The sequence below is a fragment of the Flectobacillus sp. genome, assembly GCF_049240685.1.
GTDB lineage: Bacteria > Bacteroidota > Bacteroidia > Cytophagales > Spirosomataceae > Flectobacillus.
On record NZ_JBMLSD010000246.1, the window covers coordinates 1 to 25,539 of the forward strand.

The window sequence follows — 25,539 nt, forward strand, 5'->3', positions numbered from 1 at the left end:
GGATTTGTGTAATTTGAAGATTTGATAATTTGAAAATGTAGGTGTGATGATTGTCCTTTTTTAATGCTAAACTTGTCAAATTTTCAATGGCTTTAGAGATTTATGTTTCGTGTTTTAAAACTACCGATTCATGTATTTTTACCCAAACGCTGCTGAGTATGCAAAAATCTACACTATTTGAGACTAGAGATACTTCTGACGATAGCTATCTTTAAGCTTTTCAACATCGAATAAATACTTAATATTCAGAAAAATTTCACCCTTTTCCTATCATGACAAAAAAACTTATCTATCTATGGTTGACGGTTGCATTTACTCAGTTCAATCTTTTCGCTCAAAATCAAGAACAAATCGTAATATTACCTCAAACCAAAGGTAATCTTGAAGGAACCTTATTAGTACCTCAAACGACTAAGCCTATGCCAGTTGTACTGATTATTGCAGGTTCGGGTCCGACAGACCGCGATGGCAATAATCCTTTGGGCGTAAAGGCTCAATCCTATAAATTGTTGGCAGAAGGCTTGGCAAAAAATCAAATAGCAAGCTTGAGATATGACAAGAGAGGTATTGGAAAAAGTAGTAATACCGCTGTCAAAGAAATAGATATGCGTTTTGAAACAGGCGCCGACGATGCAGCTCAATTTTTGGATACACTTCGCAAAGATCCTCGATTTGGTAAAGTACTTGTTCTTGGACATTCGGAAGGCTCGTTATTAGGAATGCTTTTGGCACAAAAAAGAAAGGTAGATGGCTATATTTCGGTATCTGGTATCGCTCAAGGAATCGATGAGGTAATCAATGAGCAACTTCGCCCACAAGCGCTTCCTGATTCGGTAAAGGATACAGTCAAAAACTATTTGGCAACACTCAAACAAGGTAAAACTATTCCCAAACTCATGCAAAATATGGTAATTTTCAGCTTGTTTCGCACGAGTATTCAGCCCTATATGATTTCGTGGTTGCGGTATAATCCTAGCCAAGAAATTACTAAAATCACAAACCCAATTTTGATTGTTCAAGGCAATGCCGATATTCAAGTTGCTGAAAAAGAAGGACAAGCCTTGCATCAGGCTGCTCCAAAGTCTACTTATCTGATGATTACACAAATGAATCATGTACTCAAATTAGGCACGCTAGACCCACAGGAATCACAACAAAATTATCAAAATCCAGATTTACCTTTAGCACCTCAACTTATGGAAGGAATCGTTAACTGGATCAAAAAACTCCGATAAAATATTTAAGTTATGAATACCTTATTCAAAGCGCTCAACGACCCCACCCGTCGTGAAATTTTAGAGCTCCTCAAAGACAAAGACCTCAATGCTGGTGAAATCGCCGAGCAATTCAATATGTCGAAACCGAGTATTTCGCATCATCTCGACCTACTCAAACAGGCCGAATTGGTCGTCGCTATCAAAAAAGGGCAGTTTATCGAATACTCGCTCAATATGACCGTGATGGACGAAGTGCTTGCATGGATATTGCAGTTTAAGCCAGAGGTACAGATTTCGAAGGTTGAAATAGCACCCAACAAATTGTGATGAGAGAGTTGTGATTTAGTGATTTTGAAAAGCTAGACTTTTTTCAAAAATTACTCAATCACAACTCGCTAAATCACACAATAACGACTATCTTAGAATTACACTTCTAACAACAACTTATGAAACAACGCTTACTCTCGCTCGATACCTTTCGAGGGCTCACGGTAGCCATGATGATTTTGGTGAACAACCCAGGCGATTGGGGACATATCTATTGGCCTCTCGAACACGCCGCTTGGGATGGCTGTACTCCTACCGATTTGGTATTCCCTTTCTTTCTTTTTATCGTTGGAGTTTCCATTTCTTATGCATTTAAAGATAAACAACCCGATTCGAAGACCCTTCTGAAGATATTGGAGCGTAGTTTAAAGCTCTTTGGCTTAGGACTTTTCCTATCTCTTTTTCCCAAATTTGATATATCGGTAGTACGTATCATGGGCGTTTTGCAACGCATAAGCCTGGTCTTTTTCTTTTGCTCTATCCTCTTTCTTTATACCAAACCTCGTACTCAACTTGGCATCCTAGCTGGCATACTGATTTTGTATTATATCCTTATGACAGTGGTGCCTGTACCAGGCATTGGCGCCGCCAATTTATATGCCGAAACTAACCTAGGAGCTTATTTTGACCGTATGATTTTGGGGATTCCACATCTTTATAAAGCAGCAAAAGTTTGGGACCCCGAAGGGTTATTGAGTAGTTTACCAGCCATTGGCAATGGCATTGCAGGTATGTTGGCAGGGTATTATATGCAAAACAGAGATCAAGAAGTTCATAAAAAACTTCTCAATCTCTGTTTAATAGGATGCATGGGCATGCTAGTCGGATGGGCTTGGGATAGTGCGGGATTTCCCATCAATAAGTCCTTGTGGACAAGTTCATACGTGTGTTGGACTGCTGGTATGGCAACTTGCTTTTGGGTGGGATTGTACTGGCTTATTGATGTCAAAGGCTACCAACGATGGACCAAGCCATTCGTGGTATACGGTGTCAACGCTATCACAGTATTCTTCTTATCGGGTCTGATTCCGCGTATTTTACGAATGATAAAACTACAGAATGCCGAAGGCGAAGAAGTCAATCTTCAAGTCTGGTTATACAAATCATGGATTACGCCATGGTTTGATAGCCCTTATAATGCTTCCCTTGCAGGAGCAATTATCCTCGTAAGCTTATGGTGTGGCATACTTTGGATCATGCACAATAAAAAAATCTTTGTCAAAGTTTAGTCAATAAGTAAACAACTCGAGCAGTAAGAGGCGCCTTCTTACTGCTCGAATGATTACAATACAACTACCGAATTCTCGTCAGGAGTGATACCGTTTGGAACAAACTTATCAGCTTCAGCTTCATTAGCCCAAATAGCGCTATCAAATAAATAACGGAATTGAAATTCTTTTCCAGCTTCTAATTCTAGTGTACCTTTGAAAGTACCATCTTTTTGTTTTTTCAAGGCTGTAGCCGAGGCATCCCAATTATTGAACTCACCTACCACGTTCACTGCTTTTGCACCGTTTGCTAGGTCGGCAGGAACTGCAAATGTTACTTTACATACTGGTTTTGATTTCAAATACTGTTTTGTAATTGCCATAATGATAATAAGTTTTTAGGAGTTATTGCTAGATTTCTTTTTTCACTTGCGAAAGAGTGAAATGGTCTTTACCAAACACTCAAATTGTACTTTATCTATTTAACTAAGATAAAAATTTATCGCAAATATTCAAAAAATATTTCCATAAAAACCTAACAACCAGACAATTAATTAATAATTATATTAAAATAATTATAATTTAACTAATCTCTTTACTAAAAACAGTATAGAACTGGCCTATTATAGGTGCAAAACTCATACGTTTTAAATTAGAACTATTCCTCCATAAGCTGAAAAGTAATAGGTAAAGTAAAGCGAACCGAGACGGCTCTTCCCGACTGTTTACCGGGTATCCATTTAGGCATTTTGGACACCACTCTCACGGCTTCTTCATCGCATCCGAAGCCAATGCCTTTGGCTACAGCTAGTTGTGAAATACTCCCGTCACCTGAAACGATAAAAGAAACATATACTTTTCCACCAATTCCAGCACGCTGAGCTTGAGATGGGTATTTCAAATTTTTACTCAAAAAATCAGATAAAGCTCTCATTCCTCCTTTGTACTCAGGCATTTGTTCAACGACTAAAAACTCTTTCTCTTCTGTTTTTTCGACATGCACAGGAGCTTCTATGGCGGGCTTCGTATTGGCAAGGTCAGGATCTACAGGAGGCATTTCGATTTCGGCTCCGTCCACATTTTCAGTACCAATCACAGCCTTACTTTCGGCTAGTTCCTCTTGGGTTGGTGGTAGTTCAATTTCTCTTTCATCGGTTACTATCTCAGGTGCTAAATACTTAATTTGTTTTACTGGCTCAACAGGTGTTTCTGGTTTGGGTGGCTCTGGCAATTCTATTTTCTTTTCCTCCGCAGGCGGTAGTTCTACATCTTGTAGGACAATTTCTACTTCACGTTTATCTCGTGAATCCTGTGATGCCCAAATAAAAGGAGTCGATAAAGCTAGCCCAAATGCCCCTACGCCAATCAAAGTGGCTTTTTTAACAATTTGTTTGTACTCTTGTCTTAAAAAATAAGCACCATAGAGCTTATTACGACCTTCGAAGATAATATCATCTAAGGTCTCGTGTTGTTGATTTGATGAGTTGTTGTTCATGATATTGAGAAGTTTAAAAGAATTTAAAACTAAATTTTTAGTTGTTGTATTGAAAAAAATTACCTTAGATGAGGCTGGGTAATGGCGAATTATGAATGATTGAATTATGAATGTAGAATTAGGGTTGTATGAAGGATTTTCTTTCGTTCAAAAGAATTCTTATCATTAGCATTTTTTGATGTAGTGGCACCTCTTGCAGTTGCCACTACATCAATTTTATCTTAAAGACAGTGCTAAACCTTCGTCCAGTACTAATGCAGAATTAGGACTTTCCCAACTATTACAGATTTCTGATTTTAAGAATATGAAAATTCCTTTATTCGCAATGCCTAGTTCAAGCCTTTGTACTGGGCTCATTTTTTTAACAGTTTGAAAACTGAAGCAATAGCTAGTCCGAGACAAAGCCTCGAACTAGTTATTGACAGCTTACACACTTTGTCTGTTTGGTGTGCCATTTCAATAGTAGAACTAAATTTTTAGTTATTATTTAGTAAAAAAATACCTCAATAGAGGTAGGAAGTTGGACTCAGTATTGCTTTAGGCATTAGGCAATAAGCTGTAAGCTAAGTTTATCGTATAATTGATTGCTTAATGCATACAGCCTATGGCCTAAAGCTGAAATTGGTGTAAAACAACTTACTATGTTTATGCTTTTTTGAATGAAATAGGGACGACGAAAGTACATCTTACTAATTTGTCCTGATGTGTGCCTGGTACCCATTTTGGGACAGACCTCAATACCCGTAAAGCTTCATTATCAAGGGGTTCTCCAGCAGATTTTAGCACTTTAAAATCTTCAGCAGAGCCGTCTTTATTTACCACAAATTGGATATACACCTTCCCTTCCATATTTGCCTTTTGAGCTTCTTCTGGATACTTCAAATTGGCACGTAAGTATTCCACAAAAGCGGGCATACCACCATTAAACTCTGGCTGGTGGTCAACGCCATTCAAAATGGAATCGGCTTCCATTTGTAGTTCTTCGGCTAAAGCAGGACTGATAATCGTCGCACTTGAAATACTGATTCCTGACTCGGCCAATACTTGTCTACCAGATTTACTTGGTACAACAGCCTGCCCTCCTTTTTCTACAATAGCTCTCCATTTTACATTGAGACGTTGTTCCATTTCTGAACCTCTCAAATTAGACGATGCCAAAATCAGCATAGCACCCAACAAAGGTAAAACTAATAGATATTTCCACTGAACATCGTCTTCAGAACGGTCCTTCATCAGCATCTGAATGCGTTGTTTCAGCATTGAATCATTAAAAAAGTTATTCGTTAAAGGGACAGTCTGTACACCAAATTGCTCGTGAAACAACAGCATCGCATATTCTTCCTTAGACTCCTCCCATTGACTCGTTATTTCGTCAGCAATAAACTCGTGGATATAACGAACAGCCTTTTTGTATAAATAAATAATAGGATTAAACCAGTTAAATATTGCCAAAAGCTCAAACAACATAATATCTGCCGAATGCAATTGACGAATATGTACTTGCTCGTGGCGCATAATCACATCACGCATAGGCATATCTTTACTCACAAACAAGAAATTGAAAAAGGAAAATGCACTTTTATTCACATTCTTCTTCTGTGATTTCCCACGGAGTAAATTACCCAAATAAGCCATCTGAAGTCCCATTCGACCAATACCAATAAGAACGCCAGTTATATATACGACAGCAATCATATCTCCCCAAGTCCAGCCCTGTTGTACAAAACTTTCGGTTGGGGTGTAATACATTTGTGGGTCGTAGATATACTTCATAGTATGATACACACCATCACTCACTAATTGCTCACGCACCCACGTAAACTGCAACATTGGGATAAAAAATGCTAAAGCGGAGGTTGCCAACAAATAAGCTCTGTTGAGATAAAAGAACGTCTCTTTACGCAGGACAATGTGATAAAATCCATAAAATAGAATCAGATACAGATTCACTTGGAGTAAATAGTGCAGCCAGTTCATACGCAGTTAATGTTAAATTGATGGTCGAGATTGAAGCGATAATAAATTCTGTTCGTTGGTTGTTAATGTATTAACGATGGCATATTGCTTATTATTGGTAATAGCCAGTTCGTCTAACAAATCTACCATGTTTCGATAATGAGCTTGGTCGGTTGCCTTTATCACTACTGTGAAGCGCCTTCCAATTTTAGCTTTGTAATTAAATAATATTTGACGGATTCCCTTGTACGAAAAATCAGTTGATTTAAGCACAATACTGGGGTCAGTTGGGATACCTTGGTAATAATATACCTTATTTTCTTTGTCCAAAATCACTGTTAAAGTTTCGCTTTCTCGAATATCCGACCCTTTATCTGTCGTTTTATCGGGCATACTCAACTGCATTGTAACGGGTTTCAATAAGGTGGTAGTCAACATAAAAAAGGTAATCAACAAAAAACCTAGGTCAACCATCGGTGTCATATCGACACGAGTAGATTGTCGGGAGCGGCGCGAGCCCCCTTTGTCGGATGTAGAAATTTCAGCCATAGCAATGTTTTGGTTATCAGGTTTCGACTATCTTGCTGGAGGCTCAAATGTCGAAACCCTTGAATTATGATAATCTCAACTCCTATTTCTTCATACTATTGATTAAGTTCAAAATTTCGTCGGCTTCTTTTACGTCTATTTTTCCTTTTTTAGAAAAGAAAGAAAATAAACTTGAGAAAGAATTTTCGAAATAGCCCTCAACCAATTTTTCGGTTGCAAAGGTGCTGTATTGTTCTTTGCTCACAACCGGAAAATACTCATGTGACTTGCCATAGGCCTTATGGCTCACAAAGCCTTTTTCCTGAAGAATTCTAACAATCGTTGAGACGGTATTATAAGCAGGTTTTGGCTCTGGTAGATAATCTAGAATATCTTTTACAAAGCCTTTTTCGATTTGCCAAAGCACCTGCATAATCTGCTCTTCGGCACGAGTCAACTCTTTGTCTATTTCTTGCATAATTGTAGTTTATAAGTTGGTGTGCAAAATTCAATATAGCATTTTGGAAAAGAGCGTAAGCTCATTGCTGATACTCAACAGCCAAAAGATATTTTCTTCTGCTTTATTACTTATAATTAGATACCTGTTGTTTGAGTACTCTGTTTTTGATGAGTTGAAGTTAAAACTAAAATTTTAGTTAAACAACTATTTGATTAGTTTTTTTTTCAAAAAAAAGAAAAAATAGAAAATTAGGAATGGAATAGTAGTTGTCTTTGGTAGGTAATCCTAGAATGGCACAAATAGAAATAAAAGGAAGTTATTAGAAAGACTTATCATCAGAAGAGTATAATCAATTTGTACTATAGCTCTATTCTGTTTCTTATCCTTTAAAAAATTGTATAGTCCGATACTAGGTATCGGACTATTGTTTGTTTCAGTTTCTAAACTGTTTAAAAAAATTAGTCCAAGACTAAGTCTTGAACTAGTAATATCCTTAATAATCATAATCTAAACCTAAAGCATTTCTCAACTCGTTGAGTGCAGGGTTTTTATTGGCCAGAAACTTAAACTTTTCGGCTTGGGTATAAATCATTGGTTTCTCTTCTTCTTTCAAAATCGATACCTCGATATGAATCGTACTATTTTGCATAGCTTTACGCAAATGTGTAAGCACTTCTGTACGTAATGCTGTTGTCAGTAGCTCTACCTGAATTTCGTTATCAACCGCCAAATGAATCGTAGTTCCTTCTAGGGTAAAATCCCTATTAAGAATCACAAACTCGCTGAAGCGCTCACGAGATTCGAGCCATTTTACGAACGAATCCCATTGCGTTTTGAGCTGTTCTTTGGTAAAGGCTTTATTTTGAACAACCTGCTTATCTTCTAATACAGGCATGGGCGCCGAAGATGCTTTGGGCGTTTCTGCAACGGGTTTTCCTAGATTAGCCGTACTTTTTAGTCCTCCGAGATTTACTTTTGGAATTGCTCCTACAGGTGCAGGATTAGTCGAAACAGAACCAGCCGAAGTATTACTTAGCTGAGAAGGCACAGCGTTAGGAACCTGAGACGTGGCCGTTGGCGTACTGATAGGCTGCTGTACAACAGCAGGGCTATCGGCACTAGGCTTTCCCGCAGCCCCACCCTCCACAGTAGGGAGTGCACTCAAATTGAGCACATGCGGAATATGTGCCAACTTAAGCAAAGTGATTTCTACGTGCAATTTTTGGTTTTTGGCCGATTTGTAGTTCAGGTCGCATTGAGAACCGATACTCAATCCTGATGCCAAAAACGAAAAGTTTGCTTTAGCCGACTGCTCCAGATATTTTTGCTGAACACTCTCCGAAACCTGTAATAATTTTACCGTTATAGGGTCTTTACAAACCAATAAGTTGCGGAAGTGCTCCAACAAACCCACCACAAATTGATGCCCATCAAATCCCTTTTTCAATATTTCGTCAAAAAGTAAATACGCTTCTGCTACTTTCGACTCCATGAGGGCGTCGGTCATTTTGAAATAATAATCATAATCCAAAATGTGTAAGTTTTCTAATACTTCGGCATAATGCAAAGTATTGTCTTTAGAAAAAGTCACATTAAGGTCGAACATCGAAAGCGCATCACGCAAACCGCCATCGGCTTTTTGTGCAATCAATTCAAGGGCACTCCATTCGGCGATAATCCCTTCTTTGGCTGCAATATTGGCCAAATGTTGTGTCATATCTCCGATTTGAATACGATTAAAGTCAAAAATTTGACATCTTGATAAAATCGTTGGGAGAATTTTATGCTTTTCGGTGGTTGCCAAAATAAAAATAGCATACGCAGGTGGCTCCTCAAGGGTTTTCAGAAAAGCATTGAAGGCACTTGTCGACAGCATGTGCACCTCATCGATGATATAAATTTTATATCGTCCCGACTGAGGTGGATAGCGCACTTGGTCGATTAGATTACGAATATCATCGACCGAGTTATTAGAAGCCGCATCTAGTTCGTGAATATTGAAAGATGCGTTATTTTGAAAGCTTTTACACGATTCGCACTCGCCACAAGCCTCCGCATCGTGCGTAAGGTTTTGACAGTTAATAGTTTTGGCAAGAATTCTTGCACAAGTAGTTTTACCAACTCCACGAGGACCACAAAACAAAAAAGCCTGAGCCAAATGATTGGTTCGGATAGCATTTTTGAGAGTAGTTGTAATATGAGATTGACCCACTACGGAATCAAACAAAGCAGGGCGATATTTCCGAGCCGAGACTACGAAGTTTTCCATAGATGCAAGTTAGGAATTGTAAGACGATTTGACAAACGAGGGAATCAAAAACATGCGTCTTCTTTAATTGAGTGAACTGCGATTGAGTGAATGAGTGATTATTTTAATTTTATTGAAAGAGATATAATACTTTAAGTCTGGAGTCCAGTCTATTTTTTGTGTTGCAGTATCAAAAAAGGCGTTCGAAAAGCTAATTTCGAGCGCCTTTTTTAAAATTTATAGAATCATCCTAATTTCAAGATTCAAGATAATTCATGGTTGATATTAAGTTTTCGTGCGTTTTTTGTTTTAGGGACAAGGCAACAGGCACAAGGCACAGAGTGTTAAAATATTTTTATTAACTAAAGCCATGCTTTTTTACAAAGCCCACCGCCGAAAGCCCAAAGCCAAATGCCCAAAGCAGAAAGCCTTAAATGCTTACCATCTTACTTGGCCATCACCTTCTACAATCCATTTTTCGGTAACGAGTTTTTCGAGTGCAAATGGTCCTCTGGCGTGAAGCTTCTGAGTTGAAATACCAATTTCGGCTCCTAATCCAAACTGTCCTCCATCGGTGAAGCGTGTAGAAGCGTTGGTATACACTGCGGCGGCATCTACTTCTTGCACAAATCGTTGACACAGTTCAGTATCTTTTGAAAGAATTGCCTCCGAGTGACGCGAAGAGTATTTACGAATATGGTCTAATGCCTCCTCTAAGCCAGAAACGACTTTGATAGAACATTTATAATCTAAAAACTCACGGCCAAAATCTGCTTCTGTCGCTTCTTGTAAGGATTTGAAACCTGCTTCTGCTAAGATTTTATAAGCTGTATTATCGGCAAAAACTTCAACATTCCATTGATTAAAGCCTTCTATTAAGCTTGGTAAAAATGTTTCAGCTACCGCTTCATCTACCAAAACCGTATCCAAGGAGTTACATACCGAAGGACGAGATACTTTGGCATTAACTACTATTTCGGTTGCTTTGGCTAAATCAGCTGTTTTTTCAACAAATGTGTGACATACGCCAGCGCCTGTTTCGATAGTTGGTACCAAAGAGTTTTGACGTACAAACTGAATCAATGACTCCGAACCACGAGGAATGATTAAATCGACAAATCGAGTAGCAGTCAATAGTTCTTTGACAAATGCACGGTCGGTTGGCAATAACGTAATAGCGTCTGTATTTACTCCAAACTCGCGCAATACCTCATGTATAAGACTTACCAAAAAGGTATTGGTATCAAAAGCATCAGAGCCCCCGCGCAACACCACGGCATTACCAGAGCGAATACAAAGTGCAGTTACATCAACGGTTACATTTGGACGGGATTCGAAAATCACCCCAACGACTCCCATTGGTACTGCTATTTTTTTAATTTTTAAGCCATTTTGAAGTTCTTTTGACAAAAGTAATTCGCCTGTAGGGTCGTTTAGATTAGCGACATCCTTCATACTTTCGGCCAAATCAGCAATACGTTTTTCGGTAAGCATCAAACGATCGTACTTGGGGTCTGCGGGGTCCATGCGTAACAAGTCTTTGGCATTTTCTGTCATAATTTGCGTAGTATTGGCTACCAATACCTCTGCCAAACGATAGAGAATGTCCTTTTTTTGTTGGTCGCTAAGTCTTCGGATTTCTGCCGAAGCCGCATGCGTCTTGGCCAAAATTGGCACAATAGACGTTAGTTCGATTGTTTCAAGTTGCATAAGTTGGCTAACATTAAATGGTGGTAAAAGTCAGAGATAGCTTTCTGAAAGGTTGAAATGATACTCTCAGCTCTTACGGGTAAAATATTTACTCCAAATTTCGGAAAGATTTTCTGAATCTATCCTACATTTTTATAAAATACTCCAGATAGTATTTGGTTGAAAACAGATATTACCTAAACAAAAGTTCGAACTTGATAGCTTTTACCCAATAAAACATGAGTCACCCCTAATTTAGCGATTGAGTGATTATGTTAAAATTTAGATTCTCCCAGTAGAGACGCAATGCTTGCGTCTCTATGCTTGCGTATCAAACCAAGTAAATCTAGCATGATAGCCTCAAAAAAGGGGTCGGAAAATATATCCCGACCCCTTTTTTTTGAAAATTATGGAAGATAATCCCAACCTTAAAATTTGGGATGACTCATGTTAAAATATCAAAAAATAATATTCTAAAAATCATATCCTAAAGTCAGGTATGAAATTGGTGATTTTATTTCTTTATTTTCAAGACCCCAACCTACATCAAACTTTACAAAATATCCCAAAATAGTAGTACGTGCTCCAATACCATAGCCTACCAAGAATGGGCTACGGAAATCTGTAATTGTAGCTCTGAATGGAATATTTTCACCGTTGGCGATTTGAGCAGGAGTTAGATTTGGCAACACATAGGTATTAAATGCATTTCTGCGAGAGAACGGCCCAACCCCTGACCATGCTGTCCCAATATCTGTAAAACCTGTCAGCTGTAAATTTTTAAAGAAATTTGAATAAATAGGTCCCGAGTACAAATATTTAGCAATTGGGAAACGCACTTCGGCATTTAAGGCCATAAAGCTATTTCCCGAAATCTTATTCATATTAAAACCCCTCAAAGGAGTGGCATAATCTAAGAAAAACAAGTCTTTATCAATTGTACTCGAGGTAAAGGGATTATTTTTATTGTTGGTAGCTTCGTAGTTGCGACCAATCCAGTTGTCCATTCCACCCATAACAGTAGCTTTTGGTGCGTTACCAAAAGAATGTCCTCCAGCCGCACGGAATGCCAAAATGGTTCCTCTCCCTAATCTGATATAGTGACGAGCATCAATATTAATTTTTTCAAAACCATCTGATGCCGACGTCAATCCAGTATAATGGTCATAACGTATTTTAAACCTAGTCCCTTCCAGTTGATTGAGTCCATGACTAATTGTATTATCATACACATACTCCGCTCGGGCGCCTACATAATCGGCATTGACTGTTGGCAAGTAAGGAGCAATCACACTAGTATTCAAATCAAATTCGTAGTATCGAGTTGTAATAAAGTTAGTAGAAACTGATACTCTCGAATTGGTATTGATAGGATAGGCAGCACTAAAAGTTACTTTATTCAAACGATATTTTATATCTTGAATTTCTCCATCGTCACTTGTTGTTCTTCTATCGAATCGCACTGAATAGTCTATTTTTTTGGCCAGATACGAATACTCAGCCCATAAATCTGAGTTTTTAAGATTTGGAGTTAAAAATAAACCAGTTTTCAATAAATGATTTTCTAGCAAGTCATTCATCTTAAGATTTGCATTCAAGCCGAAGCCTCTTTGTGGCAATGGGTCTACCACAAAATCTGTTTCAGTACCATTTACCACAAATGCATTGTTGTAGTCGGTAGGTCCTTTGATTTTAACATTATCTTTTCGGGCCTGCTTAGAAGACAAAATACGTTCTGTTCGAGATTTTCTATCATTCTTTTTATCGGCAGCACTTGTAGATGAAGATGGCCTTAAACCAGCATTTTCATCAAATTGATAATTATCTGTATCTACTTCGCCTGGCAACAATTGGATTGTTGGCTGAGCTAGCTGCTTAGATACTTCGGTAGGCTTGGGAGTATCAGTAGGTGCTTTAGGAGCATTTAGGATTGGGGCGCCAAACAATCTAATGTTGCGATTTGTGAATGGAATGCCCGTTTTTATACCCAAATCTGCATTTTTTTGATAGGCAATAATATCTTGATTATTATCGACAAAACGATAAATCAAGCTATTGCTTGATAGGGAGTAATCAAAGTCGGTAATATCGGTACGGAATGTACTGACTTGATTTGGCGCATTTTCACCAGCCACTAACTTATAAATGTTCCGAATTCCTTTTTCGTCGCTCAAGAAATAAACCGTATTGCCGTCTGCTACAATAGGGTTAGATATATTACCTAAAGAATCCACCAAAACTTTCACGGTTTCAGTTTTGGGTTTTCCTTCATGTAAAAATAACTTAAACGGATTGGTTACAGACTTATGAGTTCCTTTATCTACTTCTAATGAATCCTTGAGGCGATTTGACACAAAAATTACTTTCCCTGCGCTTCCAACAAAACGAGGATTCAAATCATCATAAAAATCATTTGTTAATTGACTTACCGCCGAACGGGCAATGTCTAACAAGAATAAATCATTTTGGCCTTTACTTTCGGCACTAAATACAAGCTGAGTACCTGCATCTGAGATATCGAAATCGCTAATTTGTGCAAAATTTTTCAGCACACGTTTGGTCTGAAGCTTACCTGAAAGATCCTTTTCTGAGATATCCGATATAACATACAATACCATATCGCCACGGTCTTCAAAAATGATAGCCAATGAGCCGCCCTTTGTCCATGACACTAAAGGTAAGGTGTGGTCAATTGACTGATTGAGAGTTTTAAAACCACTTGTCAGTATTGTTTCGGTACGCTTACTTTTCAGATCAATGATTTCGACACTCGAACGACCAAGGTCATTTCTTGTGAGAGCCAGAAAATTACCATCAGGACTTATTTTGAACTGATTCAAGCGATTGGGTGCATTGAGCGCTTGTTGTCCTATTTTAAAATCATAATTAGGAAGAGTAAAATTGGTAATTGTCGACTCGGCGTTGGCGGTATAAAACTCTTTCCATTCTTTCAAAAATCTAGAGAATGGCATACCCAGAGTACTCGAGATAGAGGTTTGCTCGTTACGAATAATACGTGTTAGGTTCAAAATATTTGAGATATTCTCGCGACCATAACGCTCAGCAATATAATTCCATACCGATTGCCCAATCAGACTAGCTTCTCGTCCGGAGGTTTGATTAGGGCGTTTGATAAACTTATGGATGATAGCATCGCTCATGTAAGAATCCAACTCGGTACTCCATCCATCAGCAATATATTGAGATATTCCAGAGATAAACCATTCTGGTACACTTAACAACAAAGAGTTTTGAAGTGATTCTTTGATACTACCTCCATACAACATATCATGGATAAACACACGAGATATTTCACGTGTTAATTCTTTTCTAAAAGTAGAGGCACTACCAGAATAAGCAATTTCGATACGAGATTTGGCTAGATTTTCGTCACGAATTTCCTTTTCGCTAGATAAGCTCAAACCCACGTTGCTCTGATTAAGATCGGAAGTGGCGTTATACACAAAAATCTTGGTACGATTGAAAGGAGAATAACCAAGTATTTCTGTAATTCGGTCGATTTCTGATTCAGCCATTTGAATCGCCAACGTAGCAGTTTGCTGCCCACCTTCATAATAATACACCTCAAAGTTTTGTGTACTTAAAACTTTCCAGTGAAATGGGCGGTACTGAACTCTATTTTTCCCAAACTGCTCCTGTGTAGGAAAAGTAGTTTGGGCATCAGCATAAAACGAGGCTAGCAGAGATAATACTAGTATAGTTTTTTTCATTGTTGATTCAGCTTGGGTATTGTTGCTACGAAAAGCTTAAAATTATGTGGTATTAGAGAACCAAACCTTTTGGATTATCCTTCACAAATCTAAGCCTAGCGCATATTGCTAATCGCCTAGAACAAGTTCTTAAGATTGCTTTTGGCCTAAATATAACGAACCAAAACGATTTATATTGACTTCTGGGTCAAGTTCTTTTTTATTAACCAAAAAGTCAACCAATTGCTCAGCAAAATATGGCGCCAAAGAAACACCTTTTGAGCCAAGTCCATTGAAAATCCCCAGATTGGTATATTTTGGATGTATACCAACCAGTGGGCGACGGTCTTTGGTAGCAGGACGAACTCCCGCAAGGTGTTCTTCGATATCGATATCTGCCAACATAAGCTTATGGTATTTTTCAAGCAAGTCCAGCTTTCCTTTTGAGGTTGGTACCCAGTCTAACTCGTGCCAGCTATAAGTAGCTCCTACCCGAGCGCGCCCATCAGAAAGTGGTATCACAAAAACGCCTTGATTAATCATTTCTTTCAATGATATATCTTCTTTAAATTTTACGCGAAGCACTTCTCCTTTTACAGGATTGAACGGCAGCCATGAAAAATAAGGGTTATTACGTCCATAAAAGCCTTCACAAAAAATCAATTTATTGAAGCTCAGCGTCCATTCGTTATTTACTTGGTATGTATTGCTTTCAAGATGAAGACCCTGATAATCGAATAAGTGTTGCAACAAACATTGTTTTTTTTCAAAATATTCTTTAAAAGTATCCAACATCAGCGGTAAATCTACCCAACCAGAATGATCGGTCATGACTCCTCCGAGTTCGCTTTTTACAACACTTTTGAGCGAGTCGTTGGGCGTATGGTATTGTCCAAAATCGCCATAATTGGTCATGGCCGTTTCCTGCAAAAGATAATCCTTCACTTCTTGATTAGGAAATGGGCGAAACATAGGCATTGGATGGAAGAAGTTTTTGCCTAATTCGCTTTCCAGTTCGGTGTAATAGGTTTTGAGAAATGGGAAAATCGTATCTGCCAACCACGTTTTTACTAATTTACGCCCCGTAACAGGATTGTAAATACCTGCCGCCACCCGAGATGATGATGGCTGCTCATAATTATCTACAATCTTTACTGAACAACCTCGCTTTAGTAAACTGTATCCTAATAAAGACCCCGCAAGTCCTTGTCCTACCAATAAATAATCGTAATGTTTTGTTGTCATTTCTAAAGTATTAGACCTAGAAAAAGGTTTTTCTCTTAACAGATAGTCGATATTGACTACATTTTTCTCAAAAACTAAAAACCATTGATGCTGAAAGTTTACTTATCATTCAGTCTCAATGGTTTTACTATTTAAAGTAATTATTTGTTTTTTGCAGATGATGTCGCAATATGCCTCACTCTAATCTAGCAGTGCCACTTTTGCATCATGTAGTTGAATCACAAAATCCACTTGTTCTTCTAGTGTCATAAAAGAAGTATCCATCAAAACAGCATCCTCTGCTTGTACCAGCGGCCCCTCCTCACGCGTGGAATCGATGATGTCACGTTTTTTGAGATTTTCCAAAATTTCTTCTAAGTCAATCATTTCACCTTTTTGCAAAAGTTCTAATTGACGTCTTTCGGCACGAATCACAGGGTCGGCTGTCATAAATACCTTTACCTCAGCATCTGGAAATACTTTTGTACCAATATCACGTCCATCCATTACAACACCACGGCTTTTACCCATTTTTTGTTGTTGCGATACCATTGCCTTACGCACCGCCGTAATAGCACTTACCTCGCTTACCTTTTGGGAGATATACATTTTACGGATTTCATCTTCTACATTCAACCCATTGAGGTATACATCACTAGCGCCACGATGCTCATTAAACTGAAAAGTAATATGAATATCGCTAAGAGCCTTTTCTATTTCTTTAGGATTAGTGAGGCTAATATGATGTTCATGAAAGTATAAACTAACAGCACGATACATCGCACCGGTGTCAATAAATGCATATCCCAATTGTGCTGCCACACGTTTTGCGGTGGTACTTTTTCCACAACTTGAATAGCCGTCGAGTGCAATAATGATTTTCTTCATTGAATAGATATTTTGTACAAAGATAAGTAACTTGAACCAGAGTTGAGAGAACCACAAATTTGATTAAACTCATTTACGCTATAAACATCTGAATATCAAAACTATACTCTTATGCAGATTCAAGCAAACTTCATCAACATACTTGATAGAAATATTTCTTACTGTCAAATTACAATTGAAGAAGGTCAAATCAAAGAAATCTTTGAATTAGCTTCCCAACCTCAACAAAATTCACCTTATATACTCCCTGGCTTTGTAGATGCCCACGTGCATATCGAAAGCTCAATGCTTACGCCCGTACAATTTGCTAGATTAGCGGTAGTGCATGGTACTGTTTCGACCATTTCGGATCCTCACGAAATAGGGAATGTTCTTGGAGTAAAAGGGGTTGAATACATGATTAAAAATGCCCGTCAGGTACCTTTTAAGTTTTGTTTTGGAGCACCCTCATGCGTACCAGCCACTACTTTCGAAACAGCGGGAGCCACCATTACACCCGAAGATATAGCTTATCTGTTTGATAATTATTCGGAAGTAGGCTATTTGGCTGAGGTCATGAATTTTCCGGGAGTACTGAATGGCGACCCAGACATGTTATCAAAAATTCGCTTGGCACAACAATACCAAAAGCCTGTAGATGGTCACGCACCCGGCTTGAGAGGCGATGCTGCCAAACAATACATAGAAGCAGGCTGTCAGACCGACCATGAATGTTTTACGGCCGAAGAAGCCCTTGATAAGCTCAAATATGGCATGAAAATCTTAATTCGTGAAGGGTCTGCTGCAAAAAACTTTGATGCCCTGATTGGTTTATTACCAGAACATTACCAAAATATGATGTTCTGTTCAGATGATAAACACCCAGATAATTTGGTAGAAGGACATATCAATGAATTAATCAAAAGAGCCTTGGCATTGTACCCAGATTTATTGTTTGAGATATTACAAGTAGCTTGCATCAATCCTGTATTGCATTACCAGTTGCCTGTAGGTTTGTTGAGAAAAAATGACCCTGCCGATTTTGTACTTATCGATAACCCAAAAGACTTCACTATTTTGGCAACTTATCTGAACGGAGAAAAAATAGCAGAAAAGGGCGTTTCATTTATTCCTAATCTTAGTAGCGAGATACAAAATCAATTTAGTTGTTCGTTAAAAACCCCTGAAGATTTTGTTGTAAATGCGCAAAATCCTAAAAATGCTATGATTAAAGTCATAGAAGTACTGGATGGACAATTGATAACTTTGAAGTCGGAGCACCAAGCAAAGGTCGTAAATGGTGCGATTGTTTCGGATGTTGAGCATGATATTTTGAAAATTGCCGTAGTAAATCGCTATCAAGATGCTCCTGTAGCGGTAGGATTTATAAAAAATTTTGGATTAAAATCAGGCGCAATTGCCTCATCTGTGGCTCATGATTCGCACAATATTGTCGTTGTAGGAGTCGACGAAAAAGCATTATCTGACGCTGTAAACCTAATTATTGGGGTACAAGGTGGGGTGTCGGCTGTATCAGGAGATGGACAAAATAAAATACTCCCATTACCCATTGCCGGACTTATGTCAGGAGAAAATGGTTATGATATAGCAAATAATTATTCGGAAATTGATAAATTTGCAAAACAATTAGGAACCAAACTGAAATCACCCTTTATGAGTCTTTCGTTTATGGCCCTCCTAGTTATTCCAAATTTGAAGCTTTCGGACCTTGGCCTTTTTGATGGCGAACGTTTTGAATTAACATCTTTGGAAGTTTAACTTCGTCGAAACAAAACTAAATAAAACTATAGCATTTTTGAATAATTTCTTTTATTCGAAAATGCTACATTAACTAAATAGTCTATTATTTTGAAAAATTTTACACTAGAATCAAACAAACTAAAAGCGGACGTATTGTCTTCTTTGACAGAAAAATCTCTTGTAATAGGGTTCAGCTTCGCCCCTAGAGAATCATTCTATACTAAAATCCCTAACACATTTCAGGAATTATATCACCATTAGCGCGCGTTGATGGCTGTATCTGGCAATTGTTATTGCTAGATGTTTTTACAAAAATCATATATCCTCTTATCTGCAAGTTAAGCTTCGGCTTTACCACTCTTATATAAATTATTAATAAAACGAATAATCTTTACCATGTACCCAAAGTACCATGGTGATAATTATATGCTTGAACCACTATTCATGCTCCTTTTAGGTGTGTGTTTATGAAAATTTTACCAACAATTTAACCAATAATTATTATGAGAAAACTCTTACTGCTAACAGCTTTGCTATTATTGGCACAGCTAGGTAGCACATTTGCTCAAGACAGGCAAATTACAGGAAAGGTAACCTCGTCGGAAGATGGTTCTCCTATTCCAGGTGTAAGTATTTCAGTAAAAGGTACTTCAAAAGGTACCACTTCGGTAGCAGACGGTTCTTACCGTATTACTGTAGGAAACGGCACAACGCTTATTTTCTCTTCAGTTGGCTTTACTTCGCAAACAGTAGCGGTTGGTTCTCAATCAGTAATTGACGTAAAGTTAGTTCCTAGTACTTCTACCCTTTCGGAGGTTGTAGTAACAGCCCTTGGTGTATCTCGTGACAAAAAATCATTGGGTTATGCAACTCAAGAAGTTAAGGGAGACCAAGTAAGTACTGCTAAAGAAAGTAACTTCATCAACTCATTGTCGGGTAAAGTATCGGGGGTTGAAATCAAACGTAACAACAACATGGGTGCATCGACAAACATCGTTGTTCGTGGTTTCAAATCTTTGACTGGTAACAACCAGGCGTTGTTCGTAGTGGATGGTGTACCTATCGATAACTCTAACACTACTAGCTCTTCGACAGCTCAAGGTGGTGGTGGTTATGACTACGGTAACGCTGCTTCGGATATCAACCCAGACGACATCGAATCAATCAACGTATTGAAAGGTGCTGCGGCAACTGCTCTTTATGGTTCAAGAGCGGCCAATGGGGTTGTGATGATTACTACAAAGAAAGGTAAGAAAAACCAAGGCTTAGGCGTAAACGTGAGCATGGGGTACTCTGTAGGTTCTATCGACAAATCTACTTTCCCTAAATACCAATCTAGCTACGGTGGTGGTTATGGAAACTACTACGAAGACCCAAGCTCTAAATTCTTGTACAGAGATATCAACGGTGATGGCCAAAAAGATTTAGTAGTTCCTATGTCTGAGGATGCTTCTTGGGGTGCTAAATTTGACCCAAGTCTTCAGGTATACGACTGGCGTTCATTTGACCCATCGTCGCCACTGTATGGTAAAACTAGTGCATGGGTAGCAGCAGCAAATACTCCTGCTAAGTTCTTCAACGATGCTAAAACATTCAACGGAACTATCTCTTTGGATGGTGGTAGCGAAAACGGTTCTTACCGTGTATCATATACTCGTTTTGACCAAACTGGTATTCTTCCAAATTCTAGCATCCAGAAAAACAACTTCTCTTTCTCTGGAAGCCACGATTTTAGCAAAAACTTCACGATTACGACTAATATCAACTTTGCTCGTCAAGATGCAAAAGGTCGTTATAGCAACGGTTACTCAGACAACATTATGTCTAGCTTCCGTCAGTGGTATCAAACCAACGTTGATATCTTAGATTTGAAATCAGCATTTGAAAGAACAGGACAAAACATTACTTGGAACTGGACTGACCCAAGCGAAATCAAGCCAATTTTCTGGGATAACCCTTATTGGCAACGCGCTAACAACTACGAAACAGACTGGAGAAACCGTGTTTTTGGTAATGTAACTGCTACTTACAAAATCACAAATGACATTGATGTTTTGGGACGTATCTCAATGGATACTTATACAGAACAACAAGAAGAACGTGTTGCTGTTGGTTCGATTAACAACAACGGTACAGCAAAATACTCTCGTTATGACCGTACTTTCAGAGAAATGAACTATGATTTGTTTGCAAACTATCATAAAGATTTGTCTGATAAGTTCAATTTGAAAGGTATGATTGGGGGTAACATCCGCAAAACAGAAGTTAGCTCTATGTATGCTTCAACAGTGGGAGGTTTGGTTGTTCCTGGTATTTATTCATTGGCCAACTCAGCTTCTGCGGCAAGTGCTCCTACCGAAAACGTAAGTGCTATCTACCAAGAAGGTATTTTTGCTAATGCGTCTTTGGGTTATAACAACGAATTGTTCTTAGACCTTACTGCTCGTCGCGATGTTTCTTCTTCTTTGCCAGTTTCAAACAACACTTATTTCTACCCATCAGCTTCTTTGAGCTATATTTTCTCTAACAAATTAGGAGAAAGCTGGCCTGCATTAAGCTTTGGTAAAGTTCGTGTAAACTACGCTGAAGTAGGTAATACTGCACCTGCGTTGAGTTTATTGAATACCTATGTAAAACCATCTAACTTAAACGGTGATACAAGAGATGCATTTGGTGGACAAACTTTGTTTGTAACAGGTTCAGTATTGAACAACCCGAACTTGAAACCAGAACGTACTAAAAGTGCTGAGATTGGTTTAGAAATGAAGTTCTTGAAAAATAGAGTAGGATTTGACATTACGGCTTACCGTACTTTATCAATCGACCAAATCATGCCTGTGTCTATTTCGAAAGCTACAGGTTATGACAAAAAATATGTAAATGCTGGTACTATCGAAAACAAAGGTATTGAATTGTCTGCATTTGTAGTACCTGTTCAAACAGGAGACTTCTCATGGAAATTGAACGCTAACTTTACAATGAACCGCAACAAAGTGGTTGAGTTGTATGATGGCGTAGACAACCTACAGTTAGGTTCATTCCAAGGTGGTGTTACGCTAAATGCTACGATTGGCGAGCCTTACGGGGTTTTGAAAGGTACTAACTTTGTTTATCTAAATGGCCAAAAAGTAGTAGCTACTAGTGGATATTATGCACAAACTGATGCTACAAGTATCATTGGAAACATTACACCAGACTGGAAAATGGGTATTACTAACTCATTCAACTACAAGGCTCTTTCGTTTAGCTTCTTGATTGATATCCAAAAAGGTGGTAGCGTGTTCTCTCTTGACCAATACTATGGTTTGGCAACAGGTTTGTACGCAGAAACAGACGTATTGAACGACAAAGGTGTATCTGTACGTGAAAAAATCGACAATGGCGGTGGCTGGGTATATCCTGGTGTAAAAGCTGACGGTACAACCAACACTACTCGTGTAAGTGGCGAAAACTACGGTATCTTCGGTTATAGAAGAAATCCAGCTGGTGCCTTCGTATATGATGCTAGCTACGTTAAATTGAGAGAGGTAACAGTATCTTACAAATTACCTGCAAACCTATTCGGCGGAAGCAACTTCATCAAAGGCGCTACATTATCTGCAGTAGGTCGTAACCTTTGGATTATCCACAAAAACTTACCTTATGCTGACCCAGAAGATGGTTTGACATCAGGTAACCTTTCAGGTTTCCAATCGGGTGTTTATCCTTCAGTAAGAGAAATCGGAGCAAGCCTTAAATTCTCGTTCTAATTAAAACCTATACATCAAGTTAAGGTTTTCATCAAACGAAAAACGATATTATTCCAATGAAAAAAATTGTAACATTCCTATCTATAGCACTGTTGTCGATGTCTTGTGAGAGTAACCTCGAAGATTTGAATACCGACAAAAAACACCCAAGCTCGGGCTCTGTGCCATCTGCTACTGTATTTGCTGCAGCAGAAACAAACCTTGTTGACCAAATGGTAAACACTAACGTGAACCGTAACGTGTTCCGTTTGTTTGCTCAACAATGGACTGAAACTACCTATACTGACGAAAGTAATTACGATATTGCTACACGTAAAATTCCTGATACGGTATGGTTACGTTTTTATTTCAACATTTTAAATAACTTGAAAGAAGCCAAAGCTTTAGTTACGGCTGAAACACCAATCGGTAACCAACAAACCATCGAAAAAGCAAATAAATTGGCGCTTATCGAATTGTTGAATATTTATTCTTACCAAAAATTGGTGGATACATTTGGCAATATCCCATACACTGAGTCTTTAGACCCACAAAATGTGAACCCTAAATATGACGACGCCAAAACAATCTACGCTGACTTAGCGAAGCGTTTGGACGCTGTTATTGCTGGGATTAATACATCGGCTGGTTCTTTTGGTTCGGCAGACTTGATATATGGTGGAGACATGGCAAAATGGTTAAAGTTTGCTTATGGCTTAAAGTTGAAAATGGGTTTGATGTTAGCTGATGTTGATGCTACTACCTCAAAAACAATGGTTGAAGCGGCTGCTAAAGGAGTATTCTCATCAAACAGCGACAATACAGCCTTGACTTACTACAGCAATGTACCAAATACAAACCCTATCTGGGTTGACTTGATTCAAAGTGGACGTAAAGACTATGTTCCTGCAAATACAGTAGTCGACTTGATGAACAACCTTTCTGACCCTCGTCGTTCGGTTTTCTTTGGCCAGTTGAATGGTAAATATGTAGGTGGTCCTTATGCTGCTGGTGGTAACTATACCAATTTCTCGGCTATCGGTGATGTTTTCCAAAAACCAGACCTAGAAGGTTTGATTATGGACTATGCTGAAATCTCTTTCGATCTTGCTGAAGCGGCTGCTCGTGGATACAACGTTGGTGGTACGGCAGAACAATTCTATAACCAAGGTATCAAAGCTTCGATGAGCTACTGGGGTGTAAGTGATGCAGATATTACAGCATACCTTGCCAAAAGTTCGGTAGCTTATACTACTGCAACTGGTACTTACAAACAAAAAATTGCTACGCAAAAGTACATTGCTTTGTATAACCGTGGTTTTGAATCTTGGACTGAATGGAGACGTTTGGATTTCCCAATCTTCAATGTTCCTGCCAACAAAACGTATGCTGATATTCCAACTCGTTTTACCTATCCTGTAGGCGAACAAACACTAAATAATCTTAACTGGAAAGCTGCTTCAACAGCAATCGGTTCGGATAAAATAAATACCAAACTTTTCTGGGATAAATTCTAATCTCATTTAAGTATAGTAACAGAAAAAGCTGGCTCGCAAGAGTCAGCTTTTTTGTTTGGGAATTATTGGGCTATTGGCTTTCAGCTATAGGCAAAATTTCTCAGGAATTCGTTGATGCTATTCTGCCTAATGCTCTATCGACTAACAACTACACTGGTAATTTATAGCTTAAGTAATAGTGCAAAATGAGATTCAAGCTATATGCCTAGGCAAAGAGTTTTAAAATGTGTTGAATAAACAAAGACATGCTTTTTCCCTAAGCCTACCGCCGAAAGCCGATACCTGAAAGCCGTAAGCACAAAAGTTAAATTCTATTTTGCGCACTAACTTACTTCAACAAGAACTTCTTAATAAATCTCACACATTCTTCTGGCTCTTCGTACATACCCATGTGCCCAACCGTATCGAGTACCAATGAACTTGTGTTACTAGCCAAAGCCAATTGCTCAAGCGCATCTGCCACTGGAATACTTTTATCCTTTTTACCAATAATCATCATCACAGGATATTTGGCATTGGCCAATATTTCTCTGCGATCTGGACGAATACGCATTGCATCCATAGCCACCATTAAGGCTTCTACTGGTAATTGAGACGAATAATCGATATGTTTTTGTACCACTTCAGGATTTTGAGCATTAAACTCCTCGCTATAAAGGTTTGGCGTAAAGTTTTTGATAAAAACTTCTGTACCATGCGTTTTCAAGAAATCAACATTTTTCAAACGTAAAGCTTTTCGTTCTTCCGAATCGCCATAAGCTGTAGAATGAAATAGGCCTAAGCCAGTGATCATGTTAGGATACTTCTCGGCAAACGCCAAAGCGATGTACCCTCCCATCGAATGTCCAATCACAGTACATTGACTTACACCTGCCTCTTGTAACTGTTTGGCGACAAAGTCTGCATACTCATCCATGGTTTTTAAGGCAGTTTCCTTGGCATAATCAGGTGTAAAAACCAATAAACTCTTTTGCAAGTAAGGGACTATTCCTAACCATACGGTCGAGTCTTCACCAAACCCATGCAATAATACTACTACTTTTTTCTGTATCATATCCGTAATGTTTTGAGAATAATTGAATGGCTATTATCTATTGTGGATTGGGGATTTCTGATTTCGGAAATATGGAAAATACCTTCACTCTTTATAAAATAGCATTTGAAATGCTAAAAAGAGACTATGAATTTGAAAAAAACTCAATCCTAATTTTTTTCCCAAAAGCACAAAGCTAAGTAGTAAAACGTTATTAGCTAATAGTATATTGATTATTTTAAGGTACTCATAATCAAAATGTTATAATCAAATTTTACTTCAGATATACTATTAATTTAATCTTTCCTATTACCTAATAAATTGTGCACAATTAGATTTAACTTATGAGTTTAGGCACTAGGCAACAGGCACAAGGCAAAGAGTGTTAAAATGTTTTTGAGTCACGATAGATACGTTTTTGCCGAATGCCCAAAGCTGAAAGCCAAAGGCTCAAAAATTAAATTTTATTTTGCATATTAACTTAAGTTAGTACGCAAAATAAAGTTTAAGATTGTACTTTAAGCTTTCAGGTATCGGCTTTCGGAGGTGGGCTATGGCAAAAATGCATGTC

General features: G+C 38.3%; 16 protein-coding genes and 1 pseudogene. 6 read left to right on the forward strand and 11 right to left on the reverse strand.

Annotation, left to right across the window (positions count from 1 at the left end; genetic code table 11):
- Positions 1-272: 272 nt before the first annotated feature.
- From ACOVQ4_RS11300 to ACOVQ4_RS11310, 3 genes are all read left to right on the forward strand, one after another.
- A complete protein-coding gene (locus ACOVQ4_RS11300; RefSeq protein WP_421820749.1) occupies positions 273-1,235 on the forward strand; it encodes an alpha/beta hydrolase in 963 nt (320 codons plus the stop codon).
- A gap of 12 nt (positions 1,236-1,247) precedes the next feature.
- Positions 1,248-1,544, forward strand: a complete 297-nt coding sequence (locus tag ACOVQ4_RS11305; RefSeq protein ID WP_166578975.1) for an autorepressor SdpR family transcription factor — start codon at positions 1,248-1,250, stop codon at positions 1,542-1,544.
- Positions 1,545-1,663: 119 nt separating this feature from the next.
- Complete coding sequence (locus ACOVQ4_RS11310) at positions 1,664-2,773, forward strand: acyltransferase family protein (RefSeq protein WP_421820750.1); 1,110 nt, start codon at positions 1,664-1,666, stop codon at positions 2,771-2,773.
- A 53-nt stretch (positions 2,774-2,826) separates the two neighbouring features.
- Here ACOVQ4_RS11310 and ACOVQ4_RS11315 read toward each other — a convergent pair whose 3' ends face one another.
- The 10 genes and pseudogenes from ACOVQ4_RS11315 to cmk form a co-directional block, all read right to left on the reverse strand.
- A complete protein-coding gene (locus ACOVQ4_RS11315) occupies positions 2,827-3,135 on the reverse strand; it encodes an isoamylase early set domain-containing protein (protein WP_421820751.1) in 309 nt (102 codons plus the stop codon).
- A gap of 275 nt (positions 3,136-3,410) precedes the next feature.
- The gene (locus ACOVQ4_RS11320; protein WP_421820752.1) at positions 3,411-4,247 is read right to left on the reverse strand and encodes an energy transducer TonB; all 837 of its coding nucleotides are present in this window, start codon (positions 4,245-4,247) and stop codon (positions 3,411-3,413) included.
- Between the two features lie 645 nt (positions 4,248-4,892).
- Complete coding sequence (locus ACOVQ4_RS11325) at positions 4,893-6,224, reverse strand: TonB family protein (RefSeq protein ID WP_421820753.1); 1,332 nt, start codon at positions 6,222-6,224, stop codon at positions 4,893-4,895.
- 12 nt (positions 6,225-6,236) lie between these two features.
- Positions 6,237-6,752, reverse strand: a complete 516-nt coding sequence (locus ACOVQ4_RS11330) for an ExbD/TolR family protein (RefSeq protein WP_421820754.1) — start codon at positions 6,750-6,752, stop codon at positions 6,237-6,239.
- Positions 6,753-6,834: 82 nt separating this feature from the next.
- Positions 6,835-7,209: a BlaI/MecI/CopY family transcriptional regulator gene (locus ACOVQ4_RS11335; protein ID WP_095161546.1), complete on the reverse strand. Its 375-nt coding sequence runs from the start codon at positions 7,207-7,209 to the stop codon at positions 6,835-6,837.
- A 475-nt stretch (positions 7,210-7,684) separates the two neighbouring features.
- Positions 7,685-9,460 (reverse strand): DNA polymerase III subunit gamma/tau, encoded by a 1,776-nt coding sequence (locus ACOVQ4_RS11340; protein WP_421820755.1) that lies wholly within the window; start codon positions 9,458-9,460, stop codon positions 7,685-7,687.
- Between the two features lie 417 nt (positions 9,461-9,877).
- Positions 9,878-11,158, reverse strand: a pseudogene (locus ACOVQ4_RS11345) (glutamate-5-semialdehyde dehydrogenase); the annotation flags it as partial.
- 443 nt (positions 11,159-11,601) lie between these two features.
- Positions 11,602-14,859 (reverse strand): hypothetical protein, encoded by a 3,258-nt coding sequence (locus ACOVQ4_RS11350; RefSeq protein WP_421820756.1) that lies wholly within the window; start codon positions 14,857-14,859, stop codon positions 11,602-11,604.
- Positions 14,860-14,988: 129 nt separating this feature from the next.
- Positions 14,989-16,083 carry an NAD(P)/FAD-dependent oxidoreductase gene (locus ACOVQ4_RS11355; protein ID WP_421820757.1) on the reverse strand — a complete coding sequence of 365 codons (1,095 nt, stop codon included), beginning with the start codon at positions 16,081-16,083 and terminating at the stop codon, positions 14,989-14,991.
- Between the two features lie 180 nt (positions 16,084-16,263).
- On the reverse strand, positions 16,264-16,950 hold the full coding sequence (gene cmk / locus ACOVQ4_RS11360; protein ID WP_421820758.1) for a (d)CMP kinase: 687 nt from the start codon (positions 16,948-16,950) through the stop codon (positions 16,264-16,266).
- A 111-nt stretch (positions 16,951-17,061) separates the two neighbouring features.
- Between cmk and ade the strand changes: the two genes are divergently transcribed.
- From ade to ACOVQ4_RS11375, 3 genes are all read left to right on the forward strand, one after another.
- Positions 17,062-18,708, forward strand: coding sequence for an adenine deaminase (gene ade, locus ACOVQ4_RS11365; protein ID WP_421820759.1), 1,647 nt, complete (start codon positions 17,062-17,064; stop codon positions 18,706-18,708).
- Between the two features lie 485 nt (positions 18,709-19,193).
- Positions 19,194-22,439, forward strand: a complete 3,246-nt coding sequence (locus tag ACOVQ4_RS11370; protein WP_421820760.1) for a SusC/RagA family TonB-linked outer membrane protein — start codon at positions 19,194-19,196, stop codon at positions 22,437-22,439.
- Positions 22,440-22,495: 56 nt separating this feature from the next.
- On the forward strand, positions 22,496-23,935 hold the full coding sequence (locus ACOVQ4_RS11375; RefSeq protein ID WP_421820761.1) for a SusD/RagB family nutrient-binding outer membrane lipoprotein: 1,440 nt from the start codon (positions 22,496-22,498) through the stop codon (positions 23,933-23,935).
- A 328-nt stretch (positions 23,936-24,263) separates the two neighbouring features.
- Here the strand turns inward: ACOVQ4_RS11375 and ACOVQ4_RS11380 are convergent, their stop codons facing one another.
- Positions 24,264-24,989: an alpha/beta fold hydrolase gene (locus tag ACOVQ4_RS11380; protein WP_421820762.1), complete on the reverse strand. Its 726-nt coding sequence runs from the start codon at positions 24,987-24,989 to the stop codon at positions 24,264-24,266.
- Between the last annotated feature and the right edge of the window lie 550 nt (positions 24,990-25,539).

Coding starts and splice junctions, on each gene's coding strand:
- ACOVQ4_RS11300 (WP_421820749.1), top strand. CDS start 273: ATGACAAAAAAACTTATCTATCTATGGTTGACGGTTGCATTTACTCAG.
- ACOVQ4_RS11305 (WP_166578975.1), top strand. CDS start 1,248: ATGAATACCTTATTCAAAGCGCTCAACGACCCCACCCGTCGTGAAATT.
- ACOVQ4_RS11310 (WP_421820750.1), top strand. CDS start 1,664: ATGAAACAACGCTTACTCTCGCTCGATACCTTTCGAGGGCTCACGGTA.
- ACOVQ4_RS11315 (WP_421820751.1), bottom strand. CDS start 3,135: ATGGCAATTACAAAACAGTATTTGAAATCAAAACCAGTATGTAAAGTA.
- ACOVQ4_RS11320 (WP_421820752.1), bottom strand. CDS start 4,247: ATGAACAACAACTCATCAAATCAACAACACGAGACCTTAGATGATATT.
- ACOVQ4_RS11325 (WP_421820753.1), bottom strand. CDS start 6,224: ATGAACTGGCTGCACTATTTACTCCAAGTGAATCTGTATCTGATTCTA.
- ACOVQ4_RS11330 (WP_421820754.1), bottom strand. CDS start 6,752: ATGGCTGAAATTTCTACATCCGACAAAGGGGGCTCGCGCCGCTCCCGA.
- ACOVQ4_RS11335 (WP_095161546.1), bottom strand. CDS start 7,209: ATGCAAGAAATAGACAAAGAGTTGACTCGTGCCGAAGAGCAGATTATG.
- ACOVQ4_RS11340 (WP_421820755.1), bottom strand. CDS start 9,460: ATGGAAAACTTCGTAGTCTCGGCTCGGAAATATCGCCCTGCTTTGTTT.
- ACOVQ4_RS11350 (WP_421820756.1), bottom strand. CDS start 14,859: ATGAAAAAAACTATACTAGTATTATCTCTGCTAGCCTCGTTTTATGCT.
- ACOVQ4_RS11355 (WP_421820757.1), bottom strand. CDS start 16,083: ATGACAACAAAACATTACGATTATTTATTGGTAGGACAAGGACTTGCG.
- cmk (WP_421820758.1), bottom strand. CDS start 16,950: ATGAAGAAAATCATTATTGCACTCGACGGCTATTCAAGTTGTGGAAAA.
- ade (WP_421820759.1), top strand. CDS start 17,062: ATGCAGATTCAAGCAAACTTCATCAACATACTTGATAGAAATATTTCT.
- ACOVQ4_RS11370 (WP_421820760.1), top strand. CDS start 19,194: ATGAGAAAACTCTTACTGCTAACAGCTTTGCTATTATTGGCACAGCTA.
- ACOVQ4_RS11375 (WP_421820761.1), top strand. CDS start 22,496: ATGAAAAAAATTGTAACATTCCTATCTATAGCACTGTTGTCGATGTCT.
- ACOVQ4_RS11380 (WP_421820762.1), bottom strand. CDS start 24,989: ATGATACAGAAAAAAGTAGTAGTATTATTGCATGGGTTTGGTGAAGAC.